This is a genomic window from Sphingobium sp. TomMM15 (assembly GCF_055397045.1).
Window position 1 is genome coordinate 2,358,046 of record NZ_AP027314.1, and the last position, 21,305, is coordinate 2,379,350.

Consider the following 21,305-nt stretch of genomic DNA (forward strand, 5'->3'; position numbering starts at 1 on the left):
TGGCTGCTTTGAGGAGATGAAGTGATGGCGAATGTCGATGGCGCTTATGACTGCGTGGCAAAGACGCCGCTGGGCGATCAGAAGGGCGTGTTCACCGTCATCAGCAACGGCACCAGCTTCCACGGCACCTTCGCGGGTATGATGGGGTCGCTGGACGTCGCCGAGGGCAAGGTCGATGGCGACAAGCTCAACTGGAAGATGAATATGACCATGCCCATGCCCATCACGATGGAATGCGAAGCCGTCGTGGAAGGCGATGCGATCAACGGCACGATGCAACTGGGCGCGTTCGGGGCGGCGGGCTTTTCCGGCACGCGGCGCGCTTAAGCAGGCGTTTCCGCCAATGACCGGCCGCGCCACTCGGGGATTATCCTGATGCCTAGTTCCGGCATCACGCAGGGGCTGGTGCAGCAGTTCCCGCTGGTCGCGCGCGGCTGGCGGCAACTGGCTGATGAAGCGTTGGCGGAATTGCGGGTGTCCTCCAGCGCGGGCTGGTGCCTGGTGCACCTCGCCCGGCTGGGTCCCGACGTGCGGCAGGCCGACCTTGCCGATCAGCTGGGCATTACCCAGCCCTCGCTGGTGCGGACGCTGGACGGGCTGGCGGCGATGGGATTGATCGAGCGCCTGCCGCATCCGGAAGACAAGCGATCGAACCGGGTGGAGTTCACCGATGCAGGTCGCGACCTTGCCGCACGGATCGAAGCACGGCTCGACGACCTGTCGCAACAGCTGTTCGAAGGCGTCCCCGAAGCTGCCGTCGAGATCACCGTCAATATGATGCAACTCCTTACTCGCCGCATCGCTGAACGGCGCAAACAGGCTTAGGGCCGATCGACATTCGTGGGCGCTCCAAAGCGGAGTCGCTACCCTAAGCGCCTGCCGTAAGCAGCGAGAGGAGCGGAACGCCCGTTGCCCACATCCTCACATAGAAAAGCCCGCCGGTCGGAAAACCGGCGGGCTTCCTAAAGCCTGGTGCGACCCGAAGGCTTTTTAATATTGAACAGTCACCGTCACAGCGCGGCGGTTCTGTGCCCAGGCGGCTTCATCCGAACCCAGCGCAGCGGGGCGTTCCTTGCCATAGCTGACCGTGTTGATCCGGCTGGGGTCGATGCCGAGTGACGCGAGATAGTTTTTCGCGGCATTGGCGCGGCGATCGCCGAGCGCGATATTATAGTCGCGGGTGCCGCGCTCGTCGGCATGGCCTTCGATCGTGACGCGGACATTGGGGTTCTGCTGAAGCCAGGCGGCCTGGCTCTGCAAAGTCTGCTGATCCTGCGCATCGACATCATATTGGTCGGTGTCGAAGAAGATGCGGTCGGATGAGACCGACGCGACGAAATCCTCCTGGCTGCCCTTGACCGGGCCAGTGGTCGTGCCGGTCCCGGTGCCGGTCTGCGCACTGGTATCGGTCGCGGGCGGGGGCGGCAGGTCCTTGGGCGCCTTCTTGCCGCAGGCGGCGAGCGCCAGCACGGACACGGCGATCAAAAGGGGGCGGTTGAGTTTCATGGGAGGCTCCTCAAAAAGTCCATGCGGTCGTTACGCTTGCGCGATGATGTGGTTCCCTATCAGGGCAGCAGCGGACCCCATGAAGGGTCGGAGCCGCTTAGGGGCGTGGGGATGCGGCGTTCGTTGACGCCGGTCAGGTCGACTTGCCAGACCTGGCTGGTGCCTTCGCGCCCGGCGGTGGTGCGGAAAAATTGCAGGACGCGGCCGTTGGGCGACCAGGTGGGCTGCTCATCCTGCCAGCCATTGGTGAGGATGCGTTCATTGCCGCCGTCCGGGGTCATGACGGCGATCTTGAAGTCGCCCGAAATCTTGGTGAAGGCGATCAGGTCGCCGCGCGGGCTCCATTCGGGCGTCGCATAGCGGCCCCCGCCGTGGCTGATGCGGCGCTGGGCGGAGCCGTCGGCGTTCATGACATAGACCTGCTGGCTGCCCGAACGGTCGCTTTCAAAGACGATGCGGGTGCCGTCGGGCGAATAGCTGCCGCCGACATCGATGCCCGGAGCGGTGGTGAGGCGGACGGGCTGCCCGCCCTGCGCCGACACGCGATAGATGTCGGTATTGCCCGCGACCGCCATCGAAAAGAGGATGTTGCGGCCATCGGGCGACCAGCGCGGAGCAAAAGTGGCATTGTTGCTTTCGGTGACGAGGCGCTGACGGCCGGTGCCGATGTCATAGACATAGATGCGCACCCGGCTGCCCAGATAGCTCACATAGACTATCGATTTGTAATCGGGCGAAAAGCGCGGGGTGAGCGCAATCGACTGGCCGTTGGTGATGAAGCGGTGGTTGGCGCCATCGCTATCCATGATGGCAAGGCGCTTGGTGCGGTTCCCTTTGGGGCCGCTCTCCGCGATATAGGCGATGCGGCTGTCGAAGAAGGGGCTTTCGCCCGACAGGCGCGCATAGATGGCGTCTGCGCATTTATGCGCGGCGCGGCGCCAGTCGCGGGGGGCGACGACATAACCCTGGCGGGTGAGCTCCTGCTTGAGCGCCACGTCATAGAGATAGCAGCCGACGGTGATGTCCGCTTCCCCGCCCGTGGTGCGGACGAAGCCCTGCACCAGCGCCTGATAGGCGCCCCATTTGTCATAGGCGGGATTCGTGACTTCCGGAAAGCCGATGGCGGGGATGCCGCCGGGGCCGGAAGGGTCGAACAGGCCCGAGCCCTTGAGGTCCGAGGCGATTACTTCCGCAATCTTGCGGCCCAATTCGCTGGACGAACCGGCCGGGGTAGACACCTCCGCCTGCGGGGGCAAAGCGGGCACGACGATCTTGAGGTTGCTGTCGATGTCGCCGGTCACATCGACCGACAACTGGGCCATCGCAGGGCTGGCAAAGGCTGCGCAAAGGGCGAGTAGTGCGGTTATTCCAAAGCTTCTCATCGCGCTTTCCTTGCGTAGACTCTCAACGGCTTGAGCCATTTCCACTGTTCATAATATTCGTCCGGCAGCCCCTGGAAAGGGGACGCCTGCATGACCGCCTGCACGGCGCGTTCCTTGTAGATGGAGACCTGCGGCTTGTTGCTGGCCGTCTGGCCCTGCACATCGATCACTTCGGGCCTGCCGATCACCCGGCCGTTGCGGTCGATCTTCACCTCCAGGAATGCCACCAACTGCTCGACATCCGCGCCGGAAGGGAGCTTCAGATGCCGATAGATCTGATCGCCGATCAGGCGATCAAGCGCAGCCTTCTGGACGGGACCCATGGTCGCAGCGGGCGGCGGCGCGGCCCTGCGCGGAGCGTCGGCTTCGGTGTCGATGCCCTTCAGGAAATCCTTGCCGAGCAGCGACCCCTTGGGCTTTTCCGCCTTGCCCTGACCGGACGCGCGGGCAGGGGCATTGGGCTTGGCCTTTGCGGCAGGCTTTTGCGCGGCCTTGGCCGGGGCCGGCGCGGCGGCGGGCTTCGCTTTGGCGGGCGTCGGCTTGGCCGCTGGCCGTGTAGGCGCGGGCCTTGGCTTCGGCTTTGGCTGGGGCTTTGCCACGTCCTTCTTTGCCGGTGCCGGGGCCGGTTCGGGCTTGGCGGGTGTCGGCTCCGGCTCCGGCACAGGCGCGGGTTCAGGAACGGGCGCCGGTGCCGCATCCTCGGTCGGGCCTACTTCCGGCGCGATGCTGGGCGGCGGCGGCTGGGTCGAGATTTGCGGCGCGGCGGATTGCAGTGCGGCCTCGTCCACCAGACTGACGTCCATCGGCGGCGAATTTAGTTTGAGCGGATTGGGGGTGGCGAGAAAGCCAACCGACAGCAAGCCGAACAGCAGGACATGTCCCGCCGTCGCCACGCCAAGGCCGATTTTCTCCGCACGTTCCATCCCCGAGTCCTATGGTCCCTATTCTGAACCGCCGCTGACGGCGCCGGATGAGATTGGGGCATCGTCACCGCCGGTGCTGACCAGCGCGACCTTGTTCAGCCCGGCGCGGTTGAGTTCACCCATCACGCGCATGACCCGGCCATAGTCGAGGCCAGTGTCGGCGCGCAGGAAGATTTGCGGCGGCTCGGCCTTGCCTGCGTTGGCGGACATGATCTCGGCCAGGCGGTCGGGCAGGTCAGCATCGCTGATCTGGGTCTCGTCGATGTAGAGGCCGCCGTCGCGGTCGATGGATACGACGGTCGGCTTCTGATCTTGATCGAGCCCCTTGGCGCGGGTTTCCGGAAGATTCACAGGAACGCCGGTGACGAGCAGCGGCGCGGTCACCATGAAGATGATGAGCAGCACCAGCATGACGTCGACCAGAGGGGTGACGTTGATGTCCGCCATCGGCGCGCGGCCCCGGCCACGGCGGTGAGAGGGTGGGCCGGACATGGCCATTTACACGACCTCCGTCATGCCAGCGAAAGCTGGCATCTCAGGAGGGATAGGGCCGGGCGTGAGGCACGAGATCCCAGCTTCCGCTGGGATGACGAAATGGGGTGGGATGACGGTGAGGGGTGCCATCACCGCTGCGCCTCCAACTCCCGGCTGAGCGTCGAATAAAAGCCGTCCGCAAAGCGGGTGAGCTTGGATTCCATGCGGTTGATGCCGTGGCTGAAGCGGTTGTAGGCGATGACGGCCGGGATCGCCGCGAACAGGCCGATCGCCGTGGCGAAGAGCGCTTCGGCAATGCCGGGCGCGACGACGGCGAGCGAGCTGTTCTGTTCCTTCGCGATGGCGGTGAAGGCGCGCATGATACCCCACACGGTGCCGAACAGGCCGACAAAGGGCGCAACCGAGCCGATCGTCGCAAGGATGTTCAGGCGATCGGACAGGCGATCGACCTCTGCCGCGATCATGCTGGACATAGCCGTCGACAGCCGGTCGCGCGTACCGTCGCGGTCGATGACCTTCTGCGCGGTGGAGCGGCGCCATTCGGTGACGCCTGCGGCCATCACCTTGGCAGCGGGGAAGTCGGATGACTTGCCGCGCGCCTCATAGAAGCGGTCGATATCTTCCGCTTTCCAGAAATCATCCTCGAACGCGCTGCTGTGGCGGCTGGCCTTGCGCAGGGTGAAGGTGAAGCCGATGATCATCGCCCAGGTCCAGATGCTGGCGAGCACGAGGCCCAGCATCACCACCTTCACGACAATGTCGGCCTGCAGGAACAGGGCGAGCGGCGAAATGGTCGCAGCTTGGGTGGCGGCGCCGACAGCGGCGCCGACGTCGGGCATCGAAAGGCTCATGGGTTGATGTCTTCCCCTCTCATCAAACGGCTGAAAATGTCGATCCAGGGCTTGGGTTGCCGCGTGGGACGGCCCTGGCTGGTCAGGAAGGCGACAGAGACTTCGCCGTCCGTCAGTATTTCATCGCCGCACCTGACTCTTTGCTGAATGGTGCAGGCGACGGGGCGAATGGCGGTCACGCGGCTTTCGACCAGCAGATCATCGTCAAGCCGGGCCGGGCGCTTATAGGCGATTTGGAGGCTGGTGACGGCATAGACGCCGGTGCCATCTTCCTGCGCGGCGCGCTGATCGATCCCGGCCACGCGCAGCATGTCGGATCGCGCGCGCTCCATATAACGTAGATAATTGGCGTGATAGACGAGCCCGGACAGGTCCGTATCCTCAAAATAGACACGCAAGGGAAAGTGATGCACGGCGGCAATGAACCTTCCGGTTGCCGGCTCGGGCATGGACGCTGAAACGGACATGCGCGGCCTTTTAACCATCAAGCAGGCGGCAGGCAAAGCCGGAAATGAACAGGGCCGAAGCGGCCTGCCGGGCGACGGGGGCTATCCGTCCCACAAACGCGGCGTGCTAGCCCTGATTAACACAGCAGCCGTTGTGATGGATGCTCAAAAGCGCTGGCCCCCTGCTTCCCATGGCGCTAGTGGGCGGCAAATTATTTTTGCGAGGACATTAGCATGACCGACATTCAGACCGTGGGCGTCATCGGCGCTGGTCAGATGGGCGCGGGGATCGTGCAGGTCAGCGCGCAGGCTGGCTATGATGTGATCCTGTGCGACGTCGATCTGGCGCGCGCGCAAAAGGGGCTTCAGGGCATTTCAAAGCAGCTTGCTCGCGCGGTCGAAAAGGGCAAGTTGAGCCAGGAAGATTCCGAAGCCGCCTTCGCCCGCATCCGGCCGAGCGGTGACCTGGCTCCGCTGGCCGAAGCTCAACTGGTGATCGAAGCCGCGACCGAGCGGGAAGAGATAAAGCGCAGCATCTTCACCAATGTGAGCGCGGTGATCACGCCCGGCACGATCCTGGCGACCAATACGTCGTCCATCCCCATCACTCGTTTGGCGCAGGTGGTGCCCGATCCGGCGCTGTTCGTGGGCATCCACTTCTTCAACCCCGTACAGGTCATGGCGCTGATCGAGTTGATCCGCGGGCTGGCGACGTCCGACGAGACGGTCGCGACGATCGAAGCCTATACCAAGCGGCTGGGCAAGCACGTCGTGCAGGCGTTCGATTCCCCCGGTTTCGTCGTCAATCGCATCCTGCTGCCGATGATCAACGAATCCATCTTTGCGTTGGGCGAAGGGGTTTCCAACATTCGCGACATCGACACGGGCGTGCGGCTGGGGCTGAACCATCCCATGGGTCCGCTGACGCTGGCGGATTTCGTTGGGCTGGACACCTGCCTCGAGATTCTGAACGTGTTGCGGTCGACGACCGGGGATTCCAAATATCGCCCCGCGCCGCTGCTGGTGAAATATGTCGAGGCTGGCTGGCTGGGACGCAAGACCGGCAGGGGCTTTTATGACTATTCGGGGCCGGAGCCTGTCCCGACCCGCTAAGTGAGGGACTTCGACATTTGAACGAGACAAGCGGCTCGTTCAAACAGCCTGAACGGCGGTAGGCTAGAGAGGGCGCTCAGCACCCAAGCCATGTTTCCTCAAACAATGGCGAAGCTGGTCATAGCTTAGGCCAAGAGCCTTGGCGGTTGCGCGTTGGTTGTAGCGGTGGTGTTCCAGCGTTGCGTGCACGATTGCGGCCTCATGCGCGTCCACGGCTGCGCGCAGGTCGCTGACGTTGGTGAAGCCGGTTGCGGGGGCGGGCTTGGGTTCCTCTGCACTGGCGTTGAGCAGCGGCGCCTGCGGCTTCCATGGCGAGGCAAAGGGGTCAAAGATGATCCGGCCGACCGGATCTGAGGGATCTTCCCAGCGATAGACGGCCCGCTCCACGACATTGCGCAGTTCGCGGACATTGCCGGGCCAGCCATGCGCTTCCAGTGCAGCGAGGCAGTCGGGCGTGAAGCCATGCCATTCGGGCCGTCCCAGTTCGGCGGCCATGCGGCGGCCGAAATGATCCGCGAGCACGGCCACATCGCCCTCGCGAACCCGAAGCGGTGGCAGGGTGATGACTTCGAAACTGAGCCGGTCGAGCAGGTCCGCGCGGAAGCGGCCCGTTTCGGCCAGCAGGGGCAGGTCTTCGTTGGTGGCCGCGATGATGCGGACGTCCACCGTCATTGGCCGGGATGCGCCGATGCGGGTGACTTCGCCATATTCGATGACGCGCAGCAGCCGTTCCTGCGCGGCCATCGAGAGTGTCGCCAGTTCATCGAGAAAGAGCGTGCCGCCATCAGCTTCCTCGAACCGGCCGGCGCGGGCGCGGGTGGCGCCGGTGAAGGCGCCCTGTTCATGGCCGAACAGTTCGGCCTCGATCAGCGTTTCGGGAAGCGCGGCGCAGTTCATGACGATGAGCGGCTCGCCCCAGCGCGGGGAGAGGCGATGGAGTCGCTCGGCGACCAGTTCCTTGCCCGTGCCACGCTCGCCAACAACCAGGATCGGGCGATCGAGTTCGGCGGCGCGTCCTGCCTGCTCGACTGCGTCAAGGAAAGGCAGCGACTGGCCGATGAACTGGCTGTTTCGTTCCATGACCATATTATGGTGAAAATCACCACTTATTGGCAAGATTAATTGGAGCTGGAGGGAGTCAACGCAGGAAATTCCGGCTTTTCACGAATTGGCACGGCTCCTGCAAAGAAGGCGGGCAAAGCCGCTGAACGAAGGATTGCAGTTCCGATGGGTATCTTTTCTCGCACGCGCGACATCATTGCCGCCAATGTCACAGACCTGCTCGACCGGGCCGAAGACCCCGCGAAGATGATCCGCATGATCATCCTGGAAATGGAGGAAACGCTGGTCGAAGTGCGTGCGTCCGCCGCGCGGACCATTGCTGATCAGAAGGAGATGCGCCGCCATATCGGCAAGCTGCAGGGCTTGCAGGACAGCTGGACCGAGAAGGCGCAGCTGGCGCTGAGCAAGGATCGCGAGGACCTGGCCAAGGCGGCGCTGGTGGAAAAGCAGAAGGCGGCCGACATGGCGGAGAAGCTCTCCCATGAAATCGAGGTGCTGGACGAGGCGCTGAAGGCTTCGGAAGAGGATATCGCCAAGCTGCAAGGGAAGCTGCGCGAGGCGCGGAGCCGGCAGAACAGTCTGGTAACGCGGATGGAAAGCGCGCAAAATCGTGCGCGCATGCGCGAAGCCTATGCCGGGGAAAAGGTGAATGAGGCCTTCGCCCGCTTCGACATATTGGAGCGCCGGGTCGACATGGCCGAAGGGCGTGCGGATGCGCTGAATCTCGGCCAGGGTCAGAAGACTCTGGAGGAGGAAATTGCCGAGTTGCAGTCGACCGAGAAGGTCGATGCCGAACTCGCCGCGATGAAAGCCAGCATGAACAGGACAGCTTGAACAGGGGAGCGTGACGCATGGAGGATGTGTTTTTACCGATCATGATCTGCGGCATGCTGTTCATCGGCATGCCCTGGCTGATCCTGCACTATACGACCAAGTGGAAGCAGGCGCCCAAGATCACCGATGAGGATGAGCGGTTGCTGGACGAAATGCACCTGCTCGCGCGGCGGTTGGAAGACCGGCTGCAGACGGTCGAGCGGATCGTCGCCGCCGACAATCCCGATTTTCGTCCGTCGCGCTCCGCGCTCGACGACGCTTATGATCTCGACGGCCAGGATATCGGCAGGAGGAACTGACATGGCTGCGCGCCGTACGAAATTCTACCTCGACAAGCAGAATGGCAAATGGATGGGCGTGTGCTCAGGCATCGCCGACTATGCGGGCATCGACGTGACGTGGGTCCGCGTCGGCGCGGTGCTGGTGACGCTGATGGGCGCCTTTCCCTGGTCGCTGATCGCCTATTTCGCCGCTGCTTATTTCGCCGAGAACAAGCCGCTGGGCCTTTATGCCGACCGGGATGACGAGAAATTTTGGCAAGGCGTGCGGACCAATCCGGCGCGGTCGGCACGGGACGTGCGATCGAAGTTTCGCGACATCGACCGGCGTCTGGCGGATATCGAGACATTCTACACCAGCCGCAACACGAGGCTGGCGGACGAGATCGACAGCCTGCGTTGAGCAAGGCGTTCGGAGGACGGCATGCAGGAGCTGGCTTTTACGCTGACCATCGCGGCGAGCTGCATTATCGCACTGTTGATCGTCGCGGCGGCCACTTTGCGCGGCTGGAACGGCTGGCTGGCACTGAAGCGTGCGGAGCTGGCGCGGCCGGACGTTGACGCTGTGCCGCCCTCGGCCAGCGCGCGCATCGAGGTCGCCGACCTCAAGGAACGTATCCGCAAGCTGGAAGCGATCGCGGCGGGCGTCGATCTGTAAGGAAAGCGGCTTTCGCGGGCCGCTTTTCTGCCTATATGCGGGATATGACCGATGTGCCTGCCCTTGCCGATCTTCAGGAAGAATATGAATTTCTGGACGCGGATGACCGTTACCGACTGCTGATCGACCTTGGGCGCGCGCTGGAGGCGATGCCCGACGCGCTCAAGACCGATGCGACGCTGGTGCGAGGCTGTTCGGCGGCGGTGTGGGTCTACCCGACGGTGCGCGACGATGGGCGGCTGCATTTCCTGGCGGACAGCAATGCTGCGATCACCAAGGGGATCATCGCGCTGGTTCTGCTGACCGTGCAGGATCAGGCGCCCGCCGAGATTGGCGCTGCGGACATCGAAGGCGCGCTGGCGCCGTTCGACCTCAAGAATCAGCTCAGCTCCAACCGGACACAGGGCATCCCCAACATGATCGCGCTCATCCGCCAGACCGCCCAGCGATACAGCTAGGCGGGAAACCTGCGGACATCCGGGCGTTCTCCTTGCGTGAGCGAAACGGAAGTTGAGGAGATGCGCGATGCGGAGCCTATGGGCGCTGGCGGCGATCAGCCTGCTGGCGGGCTGTTCGGGCAGCGATAAGGAAGCGCCGACCCAGCGCGAGCAGATCGGCCAAACGTGGAAATATGAGGGCGGCGAAGGCGGCAAGCCCAAGGTTGCTTATATCGGCAGCGCGAACAGCGTGCAGACCATGACGGCAGAAGATACGTTCTCGGTGCTGCTGGTGCAGCCGATGCCGGAAGGTGGCACGGACGTGACCGTTAAACTGGTGGGCGCGCCTTTCAGCTGCGACCTGTCCGACTGTCGCGTCACGGCGGTGACCGATGATGGCAAGAGCCATGATTGGCGCGGGCGGATGACGGAAAATAAGGACGGGATAGAGGTGCTACCGGCCGCGAAGGCCGATGAGGCGATCAAGGAAACGAAGCTGTTGAAGGTTAACCTCGTGGTTGGCCCGAAGGATAAGGCATTTCCGTTTGAGTTTAAGGTCGCGGGATTGGATTTGAAGGGGTGAAGGCCGCCGTCGTGAACAGTCGTCATCCCAGCGAAAGCTGGGATCTCGTGCGGGTGCGCTCATAGGCCTGAGATCCCGGCTTTCGCTGGGATGACGGGAGGTAGGTGGACGGTTATTCCTGAAGCGAAACCCCGGGGCTTCTAGGATCGGCCGCGCCCCGCCAGTGCCCGTCGGGCGCGCGCTCCGCCGCATTTGCTTTCAACCCCATCGGAGCGATCGTGACCTTGTGGCCCCAGGCTTCGAGCGGCGCCTTCATCGCTTCGAGCGGCGTCCCCTGCTCCAGCACAAGGCCGTTGGCGTCGAAGAACTCCAAGCCCAGCGCGATGGCATCCTGCGCGGACAAGCCCCAGTCGAAATGGGCGATCAGCGCCTTTATTACCTGCATGATAATCGTCCGCCCGCCCGCCGCGCCGACGGTGAAGACCGGCGTTCCTTTCCCGTCATAGACGATCGTCGGTGACATGGAGGACAGCGGCCGCTTGCCCGGTTCTACCCGGTTGGCGACAGGCGCGCCGTTCTTTTCGGGCGTGAAGCTGAAATCGGTCAGTTCATTGTTGAGGATGACGCCATCGGCGATCAGCTGACTGCCGAAGAAGCTTTCGATGGTGGATGTCCAGGCGGCGATATCGCCATCCCGGTCGATCGCCACGAAATGGCTGGTGCCGCTTTCCGGCTGGGGCAGCGCCGCAGTCCGGGCCTCCGCACCCGGCGGGCTGCCCGGACGATAGTCGTTGAGGGTGCGGCCCAGCGCGATGAGCGCTGATCGCTTCTTGAGATAGGCCGGGTCGATTAGCCCCGCGATCGGCACGGACACGAATTCGGGATCGCCCAGCCATGTGTCGCGATCGGCATAGGCGAGGCGCATGGCTTCACCGATGACATGCCAGGAACGGGGATCATCCTTCCCCCATTGGGCCAGTGGGAAGCGTTCGACCATCCCCAAGATTTGCAGGACGGTGATCCCGCCTGACGAAACCGGACCCATGCCGCAGATGCTGTAGCCGCGATACGGGCCGCAGACCGGCTTGCGCGCCTTCACCTGATAGGAGGCGATATCGGCCTCCGTCATGGGCACAGGATTTTTGGGCGCGTTGGTGACTGTGCTGGCGATCGCCCGTGCCGTCTCGCCCTTGTAGAAGGCGTCTGGCCCTTCCGCCGCAATCCGCCGAAACAGGGCGGCAAGCGGATGGTTTTTAAGGGTCGTGCCGATGGGCGCGGGGGCGCCATCTATCCAGAAGAACTTCTGAATCTCGGGAAAGTCGGCCCATATGGGGGTGACCGCCTTCATCGCCGTGTCGAGCCGCTGGCGCAGCTCAAAGCCATCCTCAGCCAAGCGGATCGCAGGCGCAAATAATGCCGCCCACGGAAGCTTCCCCCATTTGCGATGCGCTTCCCAAGCGAGCCGGAGGTTGCCGGGCACGCCTACGGAATACCCGCCGGGCCAGGCCGACCTGAAGGCGAGTGGCTGACCGTCCGCACCGATGAAACGGTCGGGCCGGGCCGCTGCCGGTGCGGTTTCGCGCCCGTCGATCGACTCCAGCACCCCCGTTTCGCCATCATGATGCATCAGGAAGCCGCCGCCGCCGATTCCGCTATTATGCGGTTCGACCACATTGAGGGCGAGCATCATGGCGATCGCGGCGTCGGTCGCGCTGCCGCCCTGGCGAAGCATCTCCTGCCCCGCCGCCGCCGCGCGCGGATCGGCGGCGGAAACCGTGGCATTGAGTGAGACAGGCTCGCGCGCTGCCACGGGGGCGGCATATAGAAAAGCGAGTATTATAGGGGCCAGCAGGCCAGTGAGGCGAGGCGTCATGCCCCGCACCCTATCGTCCGACCGGGCCGCCGCAAGCCCCTGAGATCAACCATCGAGATCAGCTGTCGATGCCGATGACCTCACTGATATGCGTGAAGCCATCCCGCGCCATCAGCTTTTTCAGCCCCGCATTGATGCGCCGGGCGAAATACGGCCCTTCATAAACAAGCGCGCTGTACAGCTGAATCAGGCTCGCCCCCGCGCGGAGCCGGGCATAGGCCTGTTCCGCGTTGCCGATGCCGCCAACGCCGATCAAGGGCAGGCGCGCGCCCAATATCCGGCGGAAGTCACACAGCCGCTGAAGCGACAGATCGGTGAGCGGCGCGCCTGACAATCCCCCACTTTCATTGGCATGAACCGACCGGAGCGGGGGCCGCGAAATCGTGGTGTTGGACACGATCAATGCGTCCACCCCATGATCGAGGCAAGCGGCGGCGATATCCTCGACATCCTCGGGCTCCAGATCGGGCGCGACCTTCAGGAAGACGGGCGGCAGATGACCCCCGTCCCGGCCCCCGTTCACGCCACGCGCGGCCATGACGGCGCCCAGCAACTGATCTAGCGCTGCCCTGTCCTGCAAGGCGCGCAGTCCCGGCGTATTGGGGGATGAGATGTTGACCGTCAGATAATCGGCAAGCGGCGCCATGCAGGTCACGCCGGTGACATAATCGGCGATGCGATCGGTCGCGTCCTTGTTCGCGCCGATATTGATGCCGACGATCGGCGCTGGCCCATCGCCAGCAGGACGGCGGCGCTTGGCGACCCGCTCGGCCGCCGCGGCCAGGCCGCCATTGTTGAAACCCATGCGGTTGATGACGGCGCGATCTTCGACAAGCCGGAACAGTCTAGGCTTGGGATTACCCGCCTGCGGCATCGGGGTGAGCGTTCCGAGTTCGGTGAACCCAAAGCCCAGACCATGCATCTTGTGCGCGACCAGCCCTTCCTTGTCATATCCGGCAGCCAGTCCGACTGGATTAGGAAAGCGGATGCCCGCCACCGTCTGGGCCAGCGCGGCGTCCGGTGCGGGTGGAGGGGAAACGGGCATCAAGCGGAGCAGCATGACCGAAAAATGATGCGCGCGTTCTGCATCGAGCGCGAAGAAAAGCGGGCGGACAAGGCGATAGGACATGGGGCGCCTATGCCATTGCGGCAGGCCGGCGTCGAGTCGCTGTGGCAAAGGGGCAACAGGTGGCCCACAACAATAAATTCTGCTGCGAAATCATTCATTTTAGTCCTGATTCAACCCACGAGATGTCCGATCCATCCAATCAACCGAGTCCGATTCGGACTTATGAAAGTGCTGCGACCCGAAGGCTCTTGGCCATTATTGGCTGACGAGACCTTTTACTGGCCCGGCGGGTAGAACCGCCGGGTCATTTTTTTCGAAGCCTTTCGGAAAAATCGTTTGTTTCCTCAGTATCGCTCTTGCGCGGGCGCGAAGAAGCATCATAGTGCGCTGGTGGGGTGAATATGGGGCCGCATCGCGACAGTGCATCCGGGGGGGTGCCAAATGGCAGGGAAAAGGACGGAGACCCGTCGCTTTCCTATATGGTGGAAGCGGCTCAAGGTCCGGTTCGATTAAGCTATTTCGCGCCGCCCGAACATCTGCGGGCCTATTTCGGCTCGGTTTACCTCTTCACCGAAAGCGCTGACCGCTATCTGGATGTGACACGTGCCGACGTTCCCCAGTTGCGGTTCATGGTGCAAGGGACAGGAAGCTACCATTTCCACGATGGAACGGTGGAGGCCACACCGGATATATGCCTGCTAGGCCCGACCCTCGGCGCGACCCGGTTTGAACTGGATGGACCCGCCTGCGTCGTGGGCGTGTCGTTGCTCCCGGCCGGGTGGGTCAGCCTGGACGGCGGCGACGCCAACGCGCTTGCCGATCGTGTACGGGACATGGCCCCTGAGAAAAAGGGAGCGATGGCCGCGCTTCGGGCCAGCCTGGCGACCATGCGTGACCCGGAGGCCATAGCTGCCCATTGCTGGTCGGTTCTGGGACAATTGGTGAAACCCTTGCCCATTTCGACCTGGCAATTGCTGGAATCCATAGATGCATGGCTGATGGGGGAAGGATCGCCCCGAATTGAAGCGCTGGTGGAGCGAACGGGGTTGTCACCGCGCCAACTCGCCCGGCTGACCAATCGCTATTATGGCTGCCCGCCCAAGCTGCTGGCGCGGAAATATCGGGCGCTGCGATGCAGTGCGCGCATCGCGCTGGACCAGCATAGCTGGCAGGAATTATGCGAGGATGGCCGCTTCTACGACCAGTCGCACTTCATCCGCGAGATCAAGCATTTCATCGGCTTGACCCCGCACCAGTTGCAGACCGAACCGACGGCCGTGGCACAGCTTACCCTGCTGCGGCGCTCGCTGGGTGCGGACGTGGCGGTGCTGAACCGTTTCAGCTGAGACGAGCGGACTCATAGAAATGGCTTGATTCCACGCGCCCGCGCGACCACATGCGCAATCGGATTGATTCGATCCGATTTGAGAATGGTTCGCAACCGGGACGCTTGCCAACGATGAGACTTTCGAGTTTCGCAGATTATGCCGTGGTGCTGATGTCCGCCGCTGCGCGCCATTGCGGAGCGGCAAAGATGAATGCGACCACGCTTGCCAGCGAAACCGGCATCCCGCTGCCCACCGCGCAAAAGCTGGTGAGCCGTCTCTCGGCTGCGGGGCTGCTGGAATCAAGTCGCGGAACGGGCGGCGGCGTGCGGCTCGCGCGACCTGCGGCGGCGATCACCTTGGTGGATGTCGTGGAAGCGGTGGAAGGGCCGATCGCCATGACCGCCTGCGCCGAACAGGGCGCCCATGATTGCACGCTGGAACATGGCTGCCGCGTGCGCCCGCACATGAATCTAGCGAACAATGCGATACGATCCGCCTTGGCCGGGGTGACGATCGCCAGTTTGACCCGAGAATTGGCCTGACACGAGAAATGGCATGACCGAAGAGACGATCACTGTTCAGGGTTTTTCTGGCCGCAATCTGGAAGCGCATGAGGCCGCCGAGCGTGCCTCTGCCTATGAACATGGCTGGTCATCGGCCATCGAGCAGGACTTCGCGCCCAAGGGCCTGAATGAGGATACCGTCCGCTTCATCTCCGCCAAGAAGAAGGAGCCGGAATGGCTGCTGGACTGGCGGCTGAAAGCCTTCGCCATGTGGCAGAAGATGGAGTCGCCGGACTGGGCCAAGCTCAACATTCCGCCGATCGACTATCAGGACGCCTATTATTACGCCGAGCCGAAAAAGAAGGCAGAGCTGGACTCGCTGGATCAGGTCGATCCCGAAATCCTCGCCACCTATCAGAAGCTGGGCATCCCCATCGCCGAGCAGGAGATGCTGGCGGGGGTGAAGGGTAGCCGGAAGGTCGCGGTCGACGCGGTGTTCGATTCCGTGTCGGTCGCCACCACCTTCCGCAAGGAGCTGGAGGAAGCGGGCGTCATCTTCCGTTCGATCAGCGAAGCGGTGCGCGAATATCCCGACCTCGTGAAGAAGTGGCTGGGGAAGGTCGTGCCGATGCACGACAATTATTTCTCCACGCTCAATTGCGCGGTCTTTTCCGACGGCACCTTCGTCTACATCCCCAAGGGCGTGCGCTGCCCGATGGAGCTTTCCACCTATTTCCGCATCAACGCGGAGAATACCGGCCAGTTCGAGCGCACACTGATCGTCGCGGACGAGGGGAGCTATGTCTCCTATCTCGAAGGCTGCACGGCACCGATGCGGGACGAAAATCAGCTGCACGCCGCCGTGGTCGAACTGGTCGCGCTGGACGATGCGGAGATCAAATATTCGACCGTCCAGAACTGGTATCCTGGCGACGAGAACGGCAAGGGCGGCATCTATAATTTCGTGACCAAGCGGGCGCTCTGCCAAGGTCGCAACAGCAAGGTCAGCTGGACGCAGGTAGAAACCGGTTCCGCCATCACCTGGAAGTATCCCAGCTGCGTGCTGAACGGCGAGAATAGCGTCGGCGAATTCTACTCGGTGGCGCTGACCAACAATATGCAGCAGGCCGACACCGGCACCAAGATGATCCACAATGGCAAGGGGTCGCGCTCCACCATCGTGTCGAAGGGCATCAGCGCGGGCCGCTCGAACAACACCTATCGCGGCCTCGTCCGCGTGGCTCCCGGCGCGGAGGGCGTGCGCAACTTCACCCAGTGCGACAGCCTGCTGCTCGGCGACCAGTGCGGCGCGCACACCGTGCCCTATATCGAGGTGCGCAACCCCTCGGCGCAGATCGAGCATGAGGCGACGACCAGCAAGATCAGCGACGACCAGCTCTTCTACGCAATGCAGCGCGGACTGGATCAGGAAAGCGCCGTCTCGTTGATCGTGAACGGCTTCGCTAAAGAGGTGCTGCAACAGCTGCCGATGGAGTTCGCCGTCGAGGCGCAGAAGCTGTTGGGGATTTCGTTGGAGGGTTCGGTCGGTTGAGGCACAACCCCACCCCAACCCCTCCCCGGAAGGGGAGCGGCTTGAGCGTCAGCGATGAAGCACGCCGCCTGAACTCCCCTCCCCTTCAGGGGAGGGGCCGGGGGTGGGGGCTGTCGGATGGGCATCTCGCTCAGTTGGATGGCTTCGCCCGCGAGCTGCGTCGTGAGCCGACAGAGCCTGAAAAGCGTCTTTGGGCGAAACTCTCTCGGTCTCAACTCGGCGATCACAAATTCCGTCGGCAGGCTGTGATCGGCCCATTCATCGCTGATTTCCTTTGCCCGCAGGATCGCTGGCACAGCCCCCACCCCAACCCCTCCCCTGAAGGGAAGGGGATTTCAGAGGAAGCCCACTCTTGAGCGACGAAGACGATATCCAGGATGCCCTCGCCGATTTCGCGGAGGACGTGAGCAATGGCCAGTCATGGACCGCCGCGATCCGCATCCTGACGGAGGATTATGAGCTGGAAGAGGGCGAGCTTCAGGCCCGCGCCGCCAAGGATTTCGGCGACCTCGACGCCTATCAGGCCGAATGCCGCGCCGCGCTGGAGAAGGGCGACGTCGCTTTCACCGAGAAGCTGAGGACCGATAAGGCCTTCCACAAGGCGAAAGCGCCCAACCTCGCCCGCATGGGGCCGGTGACGGAGTTCGTGACCGGGCTGCTGGAAAAGGGTTCGCCCGAGCCTGGCGCCGACTGGTGGCCCTATATGCCGATCAAGCGCCACATCGACACGCTGTTCCCCGCGCCGGGCGATGTGCGCGACATGGCCTTCTGGACCGCGCGGACGCTTCAGCGCGCGCATAAGGGATAACCAATGCTGACGATTGAGAACCTGACCAACGAAATCGACGGCAAGGCGATCCTGAAGGGCCTGTCGCTCTCCATCAAGGCGGGCGAGATCCACGCGATCATGGGGCCGAACGGCGCGGGGAAATCCACGCTGGCCTACACGCTCGGCGGCCGTCCAAACTATGAAGTGACCGGCGGCACGGCGTCTCTGGACGGTGTGAACTTGTTCAGCATGGACCCCCATGAGCGCGCCGCTGCTGGGCTGTTCCTGGGCTTCCAGTATCCCGTCGAAATCCCCGGCGTGTCCAACCTCCAATTCCTGCGCGAGAGCCTCAATTCGCAGCGCCGCGCGCGCGGAGAGAAGGAACTGAACGGCGGCGAGTTCATCAAGCTCGCCAAGGAAAAGGCAGCGCTGCTCGGCCTCGACATGGAGATGCTGAAGCGTCCGGTGAATGTCGGCTTTTCCGGCGGCGAGAAGAAGCGCGCGGAAATGGTGCAGATGGGCATCCTCGATCCCAAGCTGGCGATCTTGGACGAAACCGACTCCGGCCTTGACATCGACGCGCTCAAGATCGTGGGCGCGGGCATCAATGCCATCATGCGCAAGCCCGACAAGGCGGTGCTGCTGATCACCCACTATCAGCGCCTGCTCGATTATGTGAAGCCGGACTATGTCCATGTTCTGGCTGGCGGACGGATCGTGAAGTCAGGCGGCCCCGAACTCGCGCTGGAACTCGAGCGCGAAGGCTATGCGGAGGTGGTTGCGGCGTGACGACGCTCACCCTTCCCACGCGCAAGGCGGAAGAATGGCGCTACAGCGATCTGGAAGCTGTCGCCTCGATCTGGCCGACGCCCGCGCCGACGCGAATCGATGTCGCGACCGGACAAACCTCTCGCCACCATCTGCTGCAGGACGCAAGCGAGGGCGCGGCGGCGGTGCATGATTATGTCATCACCATCGCCGACGGCGCGCGGTGCGATTTTCATGTGCTGAACATCGGCGGCAAGCTGGGCCGCGTGACCTTCGCGGTGACGCTGGGCAAGGGGAGCCATTTCGAACTGAACGGCGCGATCATCGGGGGCGGGGATCAGGTGCTGGAGATCATCACCAAGGTTACCCATGCCGAGCCGGACGCGACCAGCGGGCAGACGATCCGCTCGATCCTCGGCCAGCGCGCAACGGGCAGCTATCTCGGCTCCATCAACGTCGCGCGCGATGCGCAGCGGACGGATGCCTTCCAGTCGGTGAAGGCCATGCTGCTCGACCGCACCGCTACGGCCAATGCCAAGCCGGAACTCGAAATCTACGCCGACGACGTGAAATGCGCACATGGCGCGACCGTGGGTGAACTGGATCGTCAGGCGCTGTTCTACATGGCTAGCCGGGGCATGGACCCGGCCACCGCCAAGACGCTGCTGCTGAAGGCCTTCGTCGCTGGCGTGTTCGACGACGTGGCCGATGAGGCGGTCAAGGACAGCCTCGAAGCCGCTGCGATCGCCAAGCTGGAGACGCTGGTATGACCGACCAGACTCAACAGCCGAACGGAGGTTTGCAGTTGCGGGATGACTTCCCCGGTGTCGGCAGCTGGCACTATCTGGACAGCGCCGCCACCGCGCAGAAGCCCAATGCCGTCATCGACGCCATCGCCCGCGCCTATGGCCCCGATTACGCGACCGTCCATCGGGGCGTCTATGAACGCTCCGCGAACATGACGCTCGCCTATGAAGCCGCCCGCCGCAAGGTCGCGCAGTTCATCGGCGCGGCATCCGATAGCGAGATCGTCTACGTCCGTGGCGCGACTGAGGGCATCAACCTCGTCGCGCACAGCTGGGCCGGAACGCAGCTAAAGGCAGGCGACCGCATCCTGCTGTCGATGCTCGAGCATCACAGCAACATCGTGCCTTGGCAGATCGTGGCTGAGAAGGTTGGCGCGCAGATCGATGTCGTGCCGCTGACTGCCGACGGGAAGATCGACCTCGAGGCCATGCAGGCGATGATCACGCCTGCACACAAGCTGGTCGCGCTTGCCCATGTATCTAACGTGCTGGGCAGCGTGCTTGATGTTCGCCGCGCCGCCGACATCGCGCATGGCGTAGGCGCGAAGATATTGGTCGACGGTTGCCAGGCCGTGCCCCGCCTTGCCGTGGATGTGCAGGCGCTCGATTGCGATTTCTACGTCTTTTCCGCGCACAAGCTTTACGGCCCGACCGGCATTGGCGTGCTGTGGGGCCGCAAGGAACTGCTCGACGCCATGCCGCCCTATCAGGGTGGCGGGTCGATGATCGACAAGGTGACCTTCGAAAAGACCACCTACGCCCCTGCACCGACCCGGTTCGAGGCGGGGACGCCGCATATCACCGGTGTCGTCGGCCTGTCCGCCGCTATCGACTATGTGCAGGCGATCGGGCTCGACGCGATCCATGCCCATGAATGCATGCTGGTGGCCAAGGCGCGGGTGGCGCTGGAGAGCCTGAACAGCGTGCGCGTTTTTGGCCCGGAGGACAGCGCGGGCATCCTCTCCTTCGAAGTCGAGGGGGTGCATCCGCACGATGTCGGCACCATATTGGACGAAACGGGTGTCGCGATCCGCGCCGGGCATCATTGCGCCCAGCCGCTGATGCGCCATCTGGGCGTCGAAGCGACGGCCCGGGCCAGTTTCGGCATTTATAGCGATGAGGGCGATGTCTATGCCCTCGTCAAGGGCATAGAGCGAGTGAGGAAGATCTTCGCCAATGACTGAGGCAAATTCCGGGGAACGGCAGATTCTGGTGGAAGAGGTGGATGCCGTGGACGCACCGCCCAAGGCGCGTGTGGAGGAGACCGCAGCGGATGCCGCCCCGCGCCAGCGCGACTATCTGGACGGCTTCCTCGCACAGAAGCCCGCGCAAACGCCTGTCGGTGAGCCGGGCGGCAGTCTCTATGATGGCGTCATCGATGCGCTGAAGGAAATTTACGACCCGGAAATCCCGGTCAACATTTATGACCTCGGCCTGATTTACGGCGTCGATGTCACCGAGGACGGCCATGTGGTCGTCACGATGACGCTCACCACGCCGCATTGCCCGGTGGCCGAATCCATGCCGGGTGAAGTCGAACTGCGCGTCGGCGCGGTGCCGGGCGTGGGCGATGCGCAGGTTAATCTGGTCTGGGACCCGCCATGGGACCCGCAGAAGATGAGCGACGAAGCCAAGCTCGAACTAGGGATGCTCTAACCATCTCCCCTCCCGCAGGCGGGAGGGGATCAAGGGGTGGGCGCGAGCGCAGCGAGCTTCGCGCGGAACCCTGACCCTCCCGCCAGCGGGAGGGGAGGAGAACGAAGAATGACCGAGACGACCACCAAGACCCGTGCCCGGCCCGCCGCTGTCATCCTGACGCCGAATGCGGAGGCGCGCATCGCCGACCTGATGCGCCAGGCGCCCGAGGGAGCGATCGGCGTCAAGCTGTCGACGCCGCGCCGGGGCTGCTCGGGCCTCGCCTATTCAGTCGATTATGTGACCGAGGAAGCGAAGTTCGACGAAAAGATCGAAACGCCCGGCGGCACCTTCTACATTGACGGCGCGTCGGTTCTGTATCTCGTCGGATCGACGATGGACTGGGTGGAGGATGACTTCACCGCAGGGTTCGTCTTCAACAATCCCAATGCCAAGGGCAGCTGCGGCTGCGGCGAAAGCTTCACGGTCTAGTT

General features: G+C 63.4%; 28 protein-coding genes. 19 read left to right on the forward strand and 9 right to left on the reverse strand.

Annotated features, from left to right (window positions below; genetic code table 11):
- Positions 1 to 24 precede the first annotated feature (24 nt).
- On the forward strand, positions 25 to 327 hold the full coding sequence (locus tag ACZ51H_RS11720; protein ID WP_464801939.1) for a hypothetical protein: 303 nt from the start codon (positions 25 to 27) through the stop codon (positions 325 to 327).
- Between the two features lie 48 nt (positions 328 to 375).
- Positions 376 to 825, forward strand: coding sequence for a MarR family winged helix-turn-helix transcriptional regulator (locus ACZ51H_RS11725; RefSeq protein ID WP_464801940.1), 450 nt, complete (start codon positions 376 to 378; stop codon positions 823 to 825).
- 165 nt (positions 826 to 990) lie between these two features.
- Here ACZ51H_RS11725 and pal read toward each other — a convergent pair whose 3' ends face one another.
- The 6 genes from pal to ACZ51H_RS11755 all read right to left on the reverse strand — a co-directional run bounded on the left by pal (position 991) and on the right by ACZ51H_RS11755 (position 5,624).
- Positions 991 to 1,506 carry a peptidoglycan-associated lipoprotein Pal gene (pal, locus tag ACZ51H_RS11730; RefSeq protein ID WP_449470672.1) on the reverse strand — a complete coding sequence of 172 codons (516 nt, stop codon included), beginning with the start codon at positions 1,504 to 1,506 and terminating at the stop codon, positions 991 to 993.
- A 59-nt stretch (positions 1,507 to 1,565) separates the two neighbouring features.
- Positions 1,566 to 2,888: a Tol-Pal system beta propeller repeat protein TolB gene (gene tolB / locus ACZ51H_RS11735; RefSeq protein ID WP_464801941.1), complete on the reverse strand. Its 1,323-nt coding sequence runs from the start codon at positions 2,886 to 2,888 to the stop codon at positions 1,566 to 1,568.
- Positions 2,885 to 3,811, reverse strand: a complete 927-nt coding sequence (locus ACZ51H_RS11740) for a cell envelope biogenesis protein TolA (RefSeq protein WP_464801942.1) — start codon at positions 3,809 to 3,811, stop codon at positions 2,885 to 2,887. Before ACZ51H_RS11740 ends, tolB begins: the two co-directional genes overlap by 4 nt.
- 18 nt (positions 3,812 to 3,829) lie before the next feature.
- On the reverse strand, positions 3,830 to 4,309 hold the full coding sequence (gene tolR / locus ACZ51H_RS11745) for a protein TolR (protein WP_460987120.1): 480 nt from the start codon (positions 4,307 to 4,309) through the stop codon (positions 3,830 to 3,832).
- Positions 4,310 to 4,434: 125 nt separating this feature from the next.
- Positions 4,435 to 5,157, reverse strand: coding sequence for a protein TolQ (gene tolQ, locus ACZ51H_RS11750; RefSeq protein ID WP_449470678.1), 723 nt, complete (start codon positions 5,155 to 5,157; stop codon positions 4,435 to 4,437).
- A complete protein-coding gene (locus ACZ51H_RS11755; protein ID WP_449470679.1) occupies positions 5,154 to 5,624 on the reverse strand; it encodes a YbgC/FadM family acyl-CoA thioesterase in 471 nt (156 codons plus the stop codon). Before ACZ51H_RS11755 ends, tolQ begins: the two co-directional genes overlap by 4 nt.
- Before the next feature lie 213 nt (positions 5,625 to 5,837).
- Between ACZ51H_RS11755 and ACZ51H_RS11760 the strand changes: the two genes are divergently transcribed.
- On the forward strand, positions 5,838 to 6,716 hold the full coding sequence (locus tag ACZ51H_RS11760) for a 3-hydroxybutyryl-CoA dehydrogenase (protein WP_464801943.1): 879 nt from the start codon (positions 5,838 to 5,840) through the stop codon (positions 6,714 to 6,716).
- Positions 6,717 to 6,779: 63 nt separating this feature from the next.
- Here ACZ51H_RS11760 and pspF read toward each other — a convergent pair whose 3' ends face one another.
- Complete coding sequence (gene pspF / locus ACZ51H_RS11765) at positions 6,780 to 7,796, reverse strand: phage shock protein operon transcriptional activator (RefSeq protein WP_464802894.1); 1,017 nt, start codon at positions 7,794 to 7,796, stop codon at positions 6,780 to 6,782.
- 147 nt (positions 7,797 to 7,943) lie between these two features.
- On the opposite strand from pspF, the gene pspA reads away from it, so the two are divergent.
- The 6 genes from pspA (at position 7,944) to ACZ51H_RS11795 (ending at position 10,568) form a co-directional block, all read left to right on the forward strand.
- On the forward strand, positions 7,944 to 8,612 hold the full coding sequence (gene pspA / locus ACZ51H_RS11770) for a phage shock protein PspA (RefSeq protein ID WP_464801944.1): 669 nt from the start codon (positions 7,944 to 7,946) through the stop codon (positions 8,610 to 8,612).
- 17 nt (positions 8,613 to 8,629) lie between these two features.
- Complete coding sequence (gene pspB, locus ACZ51H_RS11775; RefSeq protein WP_460987125.1) at positions 8,630 to 8,911, forward strand: envelope stress response membrane protein PspB; 282 nt, start codon at positions 8,630 to 8,632, stop codon at positions 8,909 to 8,911.
- A gap of 1 nt (position 8,912) precedes the next feature.
- Positions 8,913 to 9,293, forward strand: a complete 381-nt coding sequence (pspC, locus tag ACZ51H_RS11780; protein WP_449470685.1) for an envelope stress response membrane protein PspC — start codon at positions 8,913 to 8,915, stop codon at positions 9,291 to 9,293.
- 21 nt (positions 9,294 to 9,314) lie between these two features.
- Positions 9,315 to 9,548, forward strand: a complete 234-nt coding sequence (locus tag ACZ51H_RS11785) for a hypothetical protein (RefSeq protein ID WP_449470687.1) — start codon at positions 9,315 to 9,317, stop codon at positions 9,546 to 9,548.
- A 35-nt stretch (positions 9,549 to 9,583) separates the two neighbouring features.
- Entirely contained in the window at positions 9,584 to 10,006 is a 423-nt protein-coding gene (locus ACZ51H_RS11790) for a SufE family protein (RefSeq protein WP_464801945.1), read from the forward strand.
- A 67-nt stretch (positions 10,007 to 10,073) separates the two neighbouring features.
- Positions 10,074 to 10,568: a hypothetical protein gene (locus ACZ51H_RS11795; RefSeq protein WP_464801946.1), complete on the forward strand. Its 495-nt coding sequence runs from the start codon at positions 10,074 to 10,076 to the stop codon at positions 10,566 to 10,568.
- Positions 10,569 to 10,680: 112 nt separating this feature from the next.
- Here ACZ51H_RS11795 and ggt read toward each other — a convergent pair whose 3' ends face one another.
- Positions 10,681 to 12,381 carry a gamma-glutamyltransferase gene (gene ggt, locus ACZ51H_RS11800; protein WP_464801947.1) on the reverse strand — a complete coding sequence of 567 codons (1,701 nt, stop codon included), beginning with the start codon at positions 12,379 to 12,381 and terminating at the stop codon, positions 10,681 to 10,683.
- Positions 12,382 to 12,439: 58 nt separating this feature from the next.
- Positions 12,440 to 13,510, reverse strand: coding sequence for a quinone-dependent dihydroorotate dehydrogenase (locus ACZ51H_RS11805; RefSeq protein ID WP_464801948.1), 1,071 nt, complete (start codon positions 13,508 to 13,510; stop codon positions 12,440 to 12,442).
- Positions 13,511 to 13,851: 341 nt separating this feature from the next.
- Between ACZ51H_RS11805 and ACZ51H_RS11810 the strand changes: the two genes are divergently transcribed.
- The 10 genes from ACZ51H_RS11810 (at position 13,852) to ACZ51H_RS11855 (ending at position 21,303) form a co-directional block, all read left to right on the forward strand.
- Positions 13,852 to 14,796: a helix-turn-helix domain-containing protein gene (locus ACZ51H_RS11810; RefSeq protein ID WP_449470693.1), complete on the forward strand. Its 945-nt coding sequence runs from the start codon at positions 13,852 to 13,854 to the stop codon at positions 14,794 to 14,796.
- 113 nt (positions 14,797 to 14,909) lie between these two features.
- The gene (locus ACZ51H_RS11815) at positions 14,910 to 15,320 is read left to right on the forward strand and encodes an RrF2 family transcriptional regulator (RefSeq protein WP_464801949.1); all 411 of its coding nucleotides are present in this window, start codon (positions 14,910 to 14,912) and stop codon (positions 15,318 to 15,320) included.
- A 13-nt stretch (positions 15,321 to 15,333) separates the two neighbouring features.
- Entirely contained in the window at positions 15,334 to 16,833 is a 1,500-nt protein-coding gene (gene sufB / locus ACZ51H_RS11820; RefSeq protein WP_464801950.1) for a Fe-S cluster assembly protein SufB, read from the forward strand.
- A gap of 134 nt (positions 16,834 to 16,967) precedes the next feature.
- Positions 16,968 to 17,189 carry an endonuclease domain-containing protein gene (locus tag ACZ51H_RS11825; RefSeq protein ID WP_464802895.1) on the forward strand — a complete coding sequence of 74 codons (222 nt, stop codon included), beginning with the start codon at positions 16,968 to 16,970 and terminating at the stop codon, positions 17,187 to 17,189.
- Entirely contained in the window at positions 17,186 to 17,641 is a 456-nt protein-coding gene (locus ACZ51H_RS11830) for a hypothetical protein (protein ID WP_464794037.1), read from the forward strand. The genes ACZ51H_RS11825 and ACZ51H_RS11830 overlap by 4 nt, the downstream gene beginning before the upstream one ends.
- A gap of 3 nt (positions 17,642 to 17,644) precedes the next feature.
- Complete coding sequence (sufC, locus tag ACZ51H_RS11835; protein WP_196225023.1) at positions 17,645 to 18,391, forward strand: Fe-S cluster assembly ATPase SufC; 747 nt, start codon at positions 17,645 to 17,647, stop codon at positions 18,389 to 18,391.
- Positions 18,388 to 19,140 (forward strand): SufD family Fe-S cluster assembly protein, encoded by a 753-nt coding sequence (locus ACZ51H_RS11840; protein ID WP_464801951.1) that lies wholly within the window; start codon positions 18,388 to 18,390, stop codon positions 19,138 to 19,140. Before sufC ends, ACZ51H_RS11840 begins: the two co-directional genes overlap by 4 nt.
- Entirely contained in the window at positions 19,137 to 20,360 is a 1,224-nt protein-coding gene (locus tag ACZ51H_RS11845; protein WP_464801952.1) for a cysteine desulfurase, read from the forward strand. The genes ACZ51H_RS11840 and ACZ51H_RS11845 overlap by 4 nt, the downstream gene beginning before the upstream one ends.
- Positions 20,353 to 20,832 (forward strand): SUF system Fe-S cluster assembly protein, encoded by a 480-nt coding sequence (locus ACZ51H_RS11850; protein ID WP_460987134.1) that lies wholly within the window; start codon positions 20,353 to 20,355, stop codon positions 20,830 to 20,832. The genes ACZ51H_RS11845 and ACZ51H_RS11850 overlap by 8 nt, the downstream gene beginning before the upstream one ends.
- A 108-nt stretch (positions 20,833 to 20,940) precedes the next feature.
- Positions 20,941 to 21,303 carry a HesB/IscA family protein gene (locus ACZ51H_RS11855; protein ID WP_196225027.1) on the forward strand — a complete coding sequence of 121 codons (363 nt, stop codon included), beginning with the start codon at positions 20,941 to 20,943 and terminating at the stop codon, positions 21,301 to 21,303.
- Positions 21,304 to 21,305: the final 2 nt, after the last annotated feature.